We start from the raw sequence: 10,959 nt of genomic DNA on the forward strand, positions 1-10,959 counted from the left end.
TCTGTTTATAAAAAGTTACACAGGTAATGCCAAGTGGTAAAAACAAGCTATACGGCCAGTTTGGAGACTTTTGTCTCAAAAGTATTGTTCGCCAAAAATCAATTTTGTTCGCTGGCGGGCAAAAGAATTTAGTATAGGAAAAGGATTTGACCTTTTCCTATTCTGCAGAATATAAAATTAGTGTGCGATTTATCCTATAAAGCTATTCGCTTTTCAAATGATTTACTGGGTTTGAAGAGGCAGTCTTAAAACTTTGATAACTCACCGTGAGCCAGGCAATCAAAATAGCCAATAGTCCGGCGCCAAATACCACAATCAGACTAATACTTGTTCTAAAAGCGAAATTTTGCAACCAGTAGGTTTCCATCACATAATAGGCCAGAGGACCAGCAATTATAAATGCTATTAAAACCAAAAGTGTAAAGTCTTTGCTCAATAGGGTAATCAGATTTGGCATGCTTGCTCCCAAAGCTTTGCGGATGCTTATTTCCTTTGCTCTTTGCTCAGTTGTAAATGCAGCTAACCCAAACAAACCAAGACAAGCTATACTTATAGCAAGGACAGTAAACACTAAAATTATATTCCCCATATTTTTTTCAGACCTGTAGAGAGAATCGAAATTAGAGTCCACGAAAGAATATTCGAAAGCTGCTCCATCTGCATATTTTGTCCATAGATTTTCGATCAAATCTATTCTATCAGAAATATCTCCTGGATTAATGCGAATAGCCATTTCTTGAAAATAGTCGGGATAAATACCCATGATCAAAGGCTCAATTTTTAGCTTTAGGTTATCGTAATTAAAATCCTTAATCACACCTATCACTTCTCTTTCCTCATTTTCATCATCATTGAAGAATCCAGAGATCTTTTGAGTACCATCCAACTCAGTCCATCCTATCTGTTTAAAGGCACTCTCATTGACCACTAAGGCCAAGCTATCAGTCGGAAAATCCTTTGAAAAAAACCGCCCAGCAACCATCTCATACCCCATGGCATCAAGGTGATCGTGGTCAACCCAATTCATTGTAAATAGAAAGTCCTGCTCGGTATCCACAGCCCGATAAACCGAAGTCCAGTCTATTTCTGGAGGAAGGTTATTTGCATAAGAGGCTGCCACAAAACCGGTATTTGCCAATAGTTCCTGTTTGAAAGCTTCGGCATTATTTCCAAGTGATCGTGTATGAAGAAGGTTAATCACATTTTCCTTATCAAAACCCAAATTGACTTCCTGCATATATGTGAGTTGCCTGTAAACGACAAGACTGCTAATGATCAAGCTGATCGAAACAAAAAATTGGAAAACTACCAATCCATTCCTCAAGCCGGATCGTTTGGCTCCCTTTCTTACTTTACCCTTTAAAACCTCCGACGGAGTAAAAGAGGTGAGATAAAAAGCAGGATATGAACCTGCAAGAAGCCCTACCAAAAACAAAAAGGCAAAGAAACCTAAAAGCAGTACAGGATCTAAGAATACAGACCAGCTCAGTTCTTTACCTGACAAGGCGTTAAAAGGCTGAAGCGCAATCAAAATTAAAACCAGAGCCACAATACCTGACAGAAAACTGTAGATCATTGATTCAGCCAAAAATTGTCCCATCAACGGTATTCTACTAGCTCCGATAGTCTTTCTGACTCCTACTTCTTTGGCTCTGTTTGCAGATTTGGCAGTGGCCAAATTCATGAAATTAATGCAGGCAATAAGAATGATGAAAATGGAAATAGCTCCAAAAATGTATAGGTATTGAATATTGCCTGGGATTGTAGGTTCCTCCGAAAGCTCAGAATACAAATGGATGTCCTCCACGGGCATGAATCCATAACCAACACTATTTCCTTGGGCTCTGAGTTCATTCATAGAGAATCCAAGATATTGCTCAATCTCGGGCCCAAAGTACTTTTCGATAAATTCATCCAGAGAAGCCTGAACATTGCTCATGTCCACGTTCGGATAAGTTCTGAAATAGGTATATAAATTATTACTGGACCAATTTTCGTTTTTCATGTATTCCCAACTTTCTCCAGAAAGGATCATGTCATAAGTGAGGTGGGAATTGGAAGGAGGATTTTCGATCACTCCAGTCACCTCTGTGGCGGTCTTTCCTGACCCACGAAGAAGTACTTTCCCAATTGGATCTTCATCTCCAAAGTATTTTCTCGCATTATCTTCAGTGATTACGATCTTATTTGGCCCATCAATTACTGTAGCCGGATCTCCTTGAAGCAGTTTAAATCCAAAAAAATCAAAGAAGTTTTTATCAACCACTAATATGTTGCCTTCTGTAAATGTGAGCTCCTCATATTGAACAGGAATGGACTCCCACTGTCCAACCCTAAGAGTACTCTCTACCTCAGGAATTTCCTCCCCCATCGCTGGACCGATGGGTGCCCCTGTCATTGCCAGATCAAACTCATTTCCATTGAGCTTACCTGTGAAATCGACCCTGTACAGATTTTCACTTTGAAGGTGAAACTTGTCGTAGCTCAGTTCATCCGCTACAAAAACAACAATCAACACACTGGCAGCAATTCCAAGGCTAAGTCCAAGAATGTTGATTGTAGAATAAATCTTGTTGTTACGAAGATTGCGGAAGGCAATTTTCAAATAGTTATTTAGCATGGTGGTAGGGTTTAGTGCTTTGGGTAGTGGTAGTTGGTTTAGTTCTCTATTTCTTAGATGCTTAGGATTAAAAAAAGGTTGCAACCAATAGCACGAAAAACAGAAATGTATTCAGAAAAAGCCTGTGGAAATTCCTCTTTAATAATTAAAAAATGGATAGAATAAAGTTGTTCCCATTGGGCTGAAGCCCAAAAAGTCCTTCTCAAATTTGTAGAAATGGGTTAAAGCACCATTCCTATTCAATTCTTTTGAAAGGAATTTTGAATTTGAATATCTCAGAAAATAAAAAAGCGTAGTAAAAACTACGCTTAGTAAGATTCTTGTTACTAGGCTCTAAAATCATTCGCTTCTCAAAGACTTCACCGGATTGGTAGTCGCAGCTCTGATAGATTGATAACTGGTAGTAATCAAGGCTATCAAAATAGCAAAAACTCCTGCTCCAATAAATACCTGCCAGCCCAAATCTTGCTTAAACTGATAATCCTCCAACCATTTTTTCATCGCCCACCATGCAATCGGTGAAGCAATCAAAAAGGCGATGACAACCAGTTTTGCAAATTCCTTGGAAAGGAGTACAATGATGCTCCCGATACTCGAACCCAATACTTTCCTGATTCCAATCTCTTTGGTTCTTTGCTCCGCTGTAAAGGCTGTCAAGGCAAAAAGTCCCAAACAAGCAATCAGGATGGCAAAGCCAGCGAAAATCCCGAACACCTTACCCAATCTGGTTTCAGCCGCATACATATTACCAAATCTATCATCCAAAAATGAATAGGTAAAAGGTTGTCCTGGAGCCAATTCATTCCACTTAGCCTCCACAAAGTCTATGACTTGGTCAGTATTGGCAGCATTGAATCGGAAGGATGCAATTCCACGAGGTCGGTTATCTAAAAATATCATCACCGCACCGATATTCTCTTTGAGTGATTCGAAATGGAAATTTTTCACAACTCCAACCACGGTTTTGTTTTGCAAATCATCCAAGTTCATGGTTTCGTTGTCTCCAGCCATAGTGTAAATCTTTTGTCCGATCGGATCACCGTCAAAATTGAAATTGGCCAATGCAGTTTCATTCAAAATCACAGCATTGGAATCTGAAGGATACTGAATCGAAAAATCTCTTCCCTGCACGATCTCCATTCCCAATGTTTTCACATAATCATAATCTACTCTCCAGTTTTGAAGACTGACCATATTCTCTGTTTGCTTGGGATCTTTTCCCTGAGCCCACCAAGGTGTATCACTGCGATAAGTCCCTGCTACAGGCAAATAACCTGAGATCGTTCCACCTTCCATCATGCTATTTGAAAGAACAGCCGTTTTGAAAGCCTCCGCTTGATCGCCCAACGCATAGACATCATTGACTGTGATCACCTGATCTTTATTGAAACCGATTTTTTTGTTTTGGATATAATTGAGCTGATTGAAAACGGCAACAGTAGCGATGATTAGAATAATGGAAATTGCAAATTGAAAGACTACCAAGGAGCTTCTAATCATTCCACTCTTCATTCCCATGGCCACTTTTCCCTTGAGAATACTCACAGGTTTGAATCCAGAAAGGAAAAATGAAGGATAAATTCCCGCCATAATACCGGTGATGATCGCTCCTACCATCAAAACACCATAGAATGTCCACTGAGAAAATGGCATTACAAGCGTTCTTCCTGCCAAATCATTAAAAATCGGAAGCAGGATAGCCACGATCGGTATCGCAATCAGAAATGAAATCACACTTAACAAAATGGACTCCATCAAAAACTGACGGATCAGGTGAGATCTCACTGATCCCATTACTTTTCGGATTCCTACTTCCTTGGCTCTATTGGAAGATCGAGCTGTAGAAAGGTTCATGAAATTGATACAGGCAATCACCAATATGAACAAAGCAATCGCCACAAACAGGTAAACATAAGTAATATTGAAATTCGGCTCGAATTCACCCATCAAGTCACTTTTCAAATGGATGTCTTTTAAGGGCTGCACCATGTATTCCATTTTACCACCATCAGCCAGCATTGCATCCATGGTCGCTCCTTCTCCGAAAACTTTTGTCAATTCAGGCTCCACGTTTTTCTTTATCAGACTTTTCAGTTTGGTATTCAGATTTTCCAGATCAGCTCCCTCTCTAACTTTCAAATAGGTTTGGAAATTATTACTTAACCATGAAGTGGTTTTAGACTCTTCAAGTCCTTCCATTGCCAATAAAAAGTCAAAATGGAAGTGAGTATTTTGAGGAATATCCTCATAGATCCCGGTGATTCTAAAGTCCAGATCATTATCCAAAATCAGAGATTTTCCAAGGGCACTTTCTCCTGGAAAATACTTTTCTGCTGTACTCTTACTGATTGCCATGGTATTTGGCTCAGCCAATACCCCATCAGGACTTCCTTCCAGCAATGGAATTCCAAATACATTGAAAAAATCCTTACTTGCCCAGATCACATTATCTTCTTTGATGTTCTGATCAACTTCTTTCACCAAATAGGAACCTCTTTGTCGAAAATTGACAGCATATTCCACTTCAGGAAACTCTTCGGGAAGAGCTTCAGCCATGGGTGCTGGAGCCTGGATCATATCCCAGTGATTTCCTCCAAAAATGATGTCTGCATGAATTCTGTAAATCTGATCCGAATCCTTGAAATGCTTATCATAGCTCAGTTCATTGATCACAAAAAGCGTAATGATCATACAAACGGCTATCCCCACAGACAAACCGAAAATATTGATGAAGGTATAGAACTTATGCTTTTTTAAGTTCCTGATTGCGATTTTGAAATAATTCTCAAACATTAGTTAAGGGATTTGAAAATTTGAAAATTGAAAGATTGGAAAATTAGTGGCCCAAATTGGAGAATATCAAATTGGTGAGTACTCCAACATTTAACCATGCATTTTGACTTCAAGAGGGATTCTATAAACCCATCCTCATGCCCTGTCTCGTGTCCCCACGAGATATTTTTACATAATGACCGTGAAGACACGGTCATTGGCGAAGACATTTTCTTGACTCTTGATACTAGGTTCTAGCTACTTGATACTTCAAACATCACTCACTTCGAAGCGAATTGATAGGATTTGCCGAAGCGGCTTTGAAAGCTTGAACTCCAATGGTAACTAATGAAATCAGGATCAACAATACACCTGAACCAGCAAATATCCACCAACTCAAGGTGGTCTGAAACGCATAGGTCTCAAGCCAAGAATTGGCCAGATACCAAGCGATCGGAACTGCTATGAGGATTGAAATCAAAATCAGATTTACAAAGTCTTTGGAAACCAAAGTCAATATTCCAGCAGTGGATGCTCCCATTACCTTTCTGACTCCAATCTCTTTTTTTCTTTTTTCTGCGGTGAAAGCCGCCAAACCGAATAGTCCCAAACAGGAAAGGAAAATGGCTGTTAAACCAAAATACTTAGCCAAGGAAGAAGCTCTTTGCTCAGAAGCATATAGTGTCTGATAATCCTCATCCATAAATTTCAAATTGATAGGCTGACCGGTAAAATCTTCAAACACTTCCCCAATCCCAGCAATGGTTTCAGGTTGATTGGAAGCGTTGATTCTTACCATCACTTTTTGGGCAAAACCCGGATCGTATTTTAGGAATGCTGGCTTCACATTTTCTTTCAAGGACTCAAAATGAAAATCTTTGACCACACCAATCACCTCTTTGTCATTTCCCCAAAGGTTGACTATTTGCCCAACGGGGTCCTCGAACCCAATGGTCTTGATCGCTGCCTCATTCAAAATGATTTTACTGCTTTCATCACCGAACTCTGGTGAAAAAGTACGTCCTGCAACCATCTCAAATCCCATCGTTTCTATCAGTCCCATGTTGACTGTGATATTTTCGAATTTGATTTGATCTTCAGGATCTTTCCCCTCCCACTCCAATCCAATCGTAGAACTTGCCAATCCCACTAGTGGATGAGATAAACTGGAGGCATTCTCCACTCCGGGGATATTTTTGGTTTGCTCCAAAAAGGCATCCAGCTTCTGTGGATCAATCCCTGAAGCATTGAATTCTAATAAATGTTCTTGCTGATAACCCAAATTCTGGCTTTGGATAAAGCTCATTTGTTTACTCAAAACAGTAATTCCAATGATGAGCAAAAGGGAAATCGTAAACTGAAATATCACCAATCCTTTTCGAGCTAACAGCTCTCCAAAGCTTCCTTTCATATTGGATTTCATCACCTCCACTGGCTTGAATTTAGAAAGATAAACCGCAGGGTAAACCCCAGCTAAAAGTCCTGTAATCAGCCAAATACCTCCTAAAATCAAGAATATCTGTGTTCCAAATTGCAAAGAAAGTGTCTTGGATGTGATCTGATTGAAAACCGGCTGAAGGAGATAAGCCGCTAAGACCGCAATGATCAAAGCGAAAAATGTCAACAATAAGGATTCGGTAATAAACTGGCTAAACAGACCACCTCTGCTTGCACCCATGGATTTTTTCACTCCAATTTCTTTCAGTCTGCTCATGGACCTAGCAGTAGTCAAGTTCATGAAATTGATACAGGCAATCAGCAAAATGAAGATGGCAATGGCTGAAAAAATCCGAACATAACTGATTCTGCCTCCTGCTACTTTTCCTTCTTCATAAGTTCCATAGAGGTAGGAGTCACCAAAGTTTTGAACCCAGACAGAGACATTGGAATTGGCCTCTTTTTCTTTAATGAAGTTTTCGATTTGTTCATTGAAGGCTGAAATATCAGTTCCTTCCTTAAGAAGCAAATCGGTTGTGCTGTTGAAATTATCCCAATGAGCACCATCCCCAAGCATTTCAACAAAATATGGATAGGCCAGGTAGAATTCCGGCTTCCGAACATCCAGGTTTCCCGGATCTTTAACAACTCCAGTTACTTCTACATCATTTTCAAAATTGAATACATTCCAATGCAATGACTTACCCAAAGCCAATTGAGGTGAGCCAAAAATTTTATTGGCCAATGACTCAGTCAAAACAATGGAATTGATCCCGGTCAAAGCTTTATCCTTACTCCCGACCAAAAAGTCCGTATCAAAAATATCCAAGTAGTCTTGGTCAACAAAAAGACCAGCTCCTTCCATGGTGATATCCCCACTTTCGAAAGACACGCCATCAATAAACGGGGAAAGACCACTGGCTTTTTCGACCTGTGGCAATTCTTCCTTCAATGCCTCTGCCAACCTTGCCGGAGTATAGGGAATGGTGACCATTCCATTCGCATTGTCATGATTGGTCAGTACCGTATAAATCTGATCTACCTGAGTATGGTAGCGATTTATCGAAGTCTCATCCTTTACCCAAAGCATGATCAATATAACCGTGGTCAAGCCAACAGCCAATCCAAACAAATTGATGGCAAAGATATTTTTGTGCTTCAGAAAGCTTCGAATGGCAAGGAGGAGTTGATGGCGGAGCATGAGGGTTTTAATTGTAAAATTGGAACATTGAAAAATTGAAAAATTCCATAATCACTATGAGATCCAGTTCCAAAACTGAAAATTGATCTGTCATCATCACCTTTCTTTATTCATTGAGAACCAATGATTCGGAAAGATCAATTTTCAAATTTTAGATTTTTTCAATTTTCAAATCTTAAACATGAAACTGCTCCCGGATATTCTCGGTCACAACTTTTCCATCAAATAGATTGATGATTCTGTGGGCGTAGTTGGCATCATGAGGAGAGTGAGTTACCATCACGATGGTGGTTCCCTCATTATTCAATTCTTCCAAAAGACGCATTACTTCTTCCCCGTTTTTGGAATCCAAGTTACCTGTAGGTTCATCGGCAAGGATCACAGAAGGCTTTGCTACGATAGCTCTGGCAATAGCCACACGCTGCTGCTGACCACCTGAAAGCTGCTGAGGGAAGTGGTTTCTTCTATGCATGATGTTCATACGGGTCAAAACTTCCTCAACACGTGATTTTCGCTCATCAGCAGGAATCTTCAAGTACAAAAGTGGCAATTCCACATTTTCAAATACTGTCAATTCATCGATCAGGTTAAAGCTTTGGAATACGAATCCGATATTTCCTTTTCTTAGAGATGATCTTTGTCTTTCGGAGTATTTAGCTACTTCATGGTCCAGGAAATGATACTCTCCTTCGTCTGGATTATCCAAAAGTCCGATGATGTTCAAAAGCGTTGACTTACCACAACCAGAAGGTCCCATGATAGCCACAAACTCACCTTTTTTGACTTCGATTTGAATTCCATCCAATGCGGTAGTTTCAACTTCCTCCGTAGTATAAAGCTTTCGGAGATTGACTGTTTTGATTACGTTGGTCATAGTGCTTAGCGGTTTTTAGTGATATTATTTTCTATTTTTTGTTTTCTTTTTTTATCCATGGAATGGGACAGAAGACTGAAGACCGGAGTCGGAAGAAAATCAATTCAATCCTTTGTATATTTTTTAGATGATAAAACCCATCCTTTGGTTGCATTTTCAATGGACATTTTTTCTAAATGCTACCATCATATTCATTAAATCAAATGAACTTTTATATAGTTGTTCAAACTTCTCTACTTCTAAATATTTTCTATACAATGCCTTATATAAACAGGTTATTACTTCTGCCAAAGACCTAATTGCATATCCAATAAACTTCTTTTACTCGGGGTTACTTTGAAGAATTGAGCCTTCAGCAATATTCAGGGCAATGGAATCGGAAGCTCTTTTTATTTGCGATGAAAGATTAAACTGTTCCACTTTTGGAAAATCTTGGCAAACAGTATTTATCTCTTCACCAAGTTCCATTGACTTCTGCCAAATAATCAATTTCTCAAATTTGAAGCTATCCCGAAACTTCATCTAAACTCTATTTATTACTCTATTTTTCACTCCTGTCTCCCGTCCTCTGTCTTCTGTCTTTTTTACATCGGACAACCGACATCGGGCATATTTTATTCTATTTTAATTCAAGAACTTCGTTAGTCCCAAAATTCTCATATCCGGAAACAATAACTTTTTCTCCTTCAACCAATCCATCAAGGACTTCATAGTATTCAGGATTTTTTCTTCCCAATCTGATGTTTCTCTTCTCGGCATTTCCAGATGTATTCAAGACAAATACCCAGTTTCCTCCCGTATCTTTAAAGAATCCGCCAGTCGGAAGTAGCAAGCTTTTCTCACTGTCTCCCAATTCCAGTCTAATCCTTACTGACTGACCTCTTCTGATTCCTTTTGGACTTTCTCCAGTGAAAACCATGTCCACTTCGAATCGACCATTGGTAATAGTTGGATAGATTTTGGAAATCTCCAACTCATGATCCTGACCACTCAAGGTAAACTTCCCTCTCAATCCTTGACCGATTCTTGGCAAATACAATTCATCGATGGGAACTCTAACTTTGAACTCGTCCAAAACATCAATCTGCCCATATCTTTCGCCCGAATTAATAGCCTGACCTACCTCAATCTGCTCCATTGCCAATTGTCCAGGGATCGGAGCTTTGATAACAAGGTTATTCAAAATCTGCCCTACACCCGTCAAAGAAGCATTCATCCGACTTTCAGAAAGTCTCAACTGGTTTAATTGATAGGATCTGGCCAGAGAATCACTTTGATAGGATTTATATGTCAGTTCTTTTCTTTTCAAGTTGTACTCATACTGTTCTGCGACTTCTTCAAACTCTCTATCAGAAACCAATTTCTTTTCATGCAACTCTTTGAAACGCTTGTATTGAGGTTCCAAAAGAGAAATCTGATAATCAATTTCCGCCAATTGACCTTGCTGACTCAGATCATTCTGATCCAGTAAAAGTCGAGTTCGACGAACGTTATTAATCTGCTCGTATAACATGGTTTCACGTTGCATCACATCCAATTGTAGATTTGAATTGGCCATGATCAAAATTGTGTCACCGGCATCTACCAAAGCTCCTGACTCACGAACGACCTGGGCAACCATCCCTCCTTCTACCGCATCTAGGTAAAAGGTCTGAGCGGGCTCAATCTGACCTGAGACCAATATGTAATCGGTAAACTCTCCGGTACTGACTGTCGCTATACTCAATCGGTCACGTTCCACATTCATTGTCGATCTATGATCAGCAAATCCGATTTGATAAATGATACCTAGAAGAACTGCTGCTCCTCCGGCAAACCATGCAATTTTCCTGGGGGTCCAGGTCTTTTTTTCAATTTTTCTATCCATTGTGCGTATTGCCTTTTTCGGGCCTACCCCATTATGCCAAATGATGTGCCATCAAAAAAATGCCTTTTGGAGGCTTTCAATTCGGTTTTTTGGAAAAATGGCTTTTCAGGACTCGAACATTTTCGTCCGCCAGCGAACAAAACATTTCAATTCCGAAAATTAATCTGCTAAATTCATTACCTATTCCA

At 39.6% G+C, this 10,959-nt stretch carries 5 protein-coding genes and 1 pseudogene; all 6 read right to left on the minus strand.

The genetic code is table 11. The features are described from left to right. Positions 1-202: 202 nt before the first annotated feature. Positions 203-2,620 (minus strand): ABC transporter permease, encoded by a 2,418-nt coding sequence (locus BUF13_RS10565; protein WP_073572434.1) that lies wholly within the window; start codon positions 2,618-2,620, stop codon positions 203-205. 339 nt (positions 2,621-2,959) lie between these two features. Continuing rightward, a complete protein-coding gene (locus tag BUF13_RS10570) occupies positions 2,960-5,413 on the minus strand; it encodes an ABC transporter permease (RefSeq protein ID WP_073571785.1) in 2,454 nt (817 codons plus the stop codon). A 256-nt stretch (positions 5,414-5,669) separates the two neighbouring features. Then, the gene (locus BUF13_RS10575) at positions 5,670-8,030 is read right to left on the minus strand and encodes an ABC transporter permease (RefSeq protein WP_073571786.1); all 2,361 of its coding nucleotides are present in this window, start codon (positions 8,028-8,030) and stop codon (positions 5,670-5,672) included. Between the two features lie 175 nt (positions 8,031-8,205). Next, positions 8,206-8,904, minus strand: a complete 699-nt coding sequence (locus BUF13_RS10580; protein ID WP_073571787.1) for an ABC transporter ATP-binding protein — start codon at positions 8,902-8,904, stop codon at positions 8,206-8,208. A 156-nt stretch (positions 8,905-9,060) separates the two neighbouring features. Then, positions 9,061-9,426, minus strand: a pseudogene (locus BUF13_RS20815) (four helix bundle protein). A 97-nt stretch (positions 9,427-9,523) separates the two neighbouring features. After that, positions 9,524-10,771, minus strand: a complete 1,248-nt coding sequence (locus BUF13_RS10590; protein WP_073571788.1) for an efflux RND transporter periplasmic adaptor subunit — start codon at positions 10,769-10,771, stop codon at positions 9,524-9,526. Positions 10,772-10,959: the final 188 nt, after the last annotated feature.

This window comes from Algoriphagus zhangzhouensis (assembly GCF_900148515.1).
GTDB classification, from domain to species: domain Bacteria; phylum Bacteroidota; class Bacteroidia; order Cytophagales; family Cyclobacteriaceae; genus Algoriphagus; species Algoriphagus zhangzhouensis.

Coding starts and splice junctions, on each gene's coding strand:
- BUF13_RS10590 (WP_073571788.1), bottom strand. CDS start 10,771: ATGGATAGAAAAATTGAAAAAAAGACCTGGACCCCCAGGAAAATTGCA.
- BUF13_RS10575 (WP_073571786.1), bottom strand. CDS start 8,030: ATGCTCCGCCATCAACTCCTCCTTGCCATTCGAAGCTTTCTGAAGCAC.
- BUF13_RS10580 (WP_073571787.1), bottom strand. CDS start 8,904: ATGACCAACGTAATCAAAACAGTCAATCTCCGAAAGCTTTATACTACG.
- BUF13_RS10570 (WP_073571785.1), bottom strand. CDS start 5,413: ATGTTTGAGAATTATTTCAAAATCGCAATCAGGAACTTAAAAAAGCAT.
- BUF13_RS10565 (WP_073572434.1), bottom strand. CDS start 2,620: ATGCTAAATAACTATTTGAAAATTGCCTTCCGCAATCTTCGTAACAAC.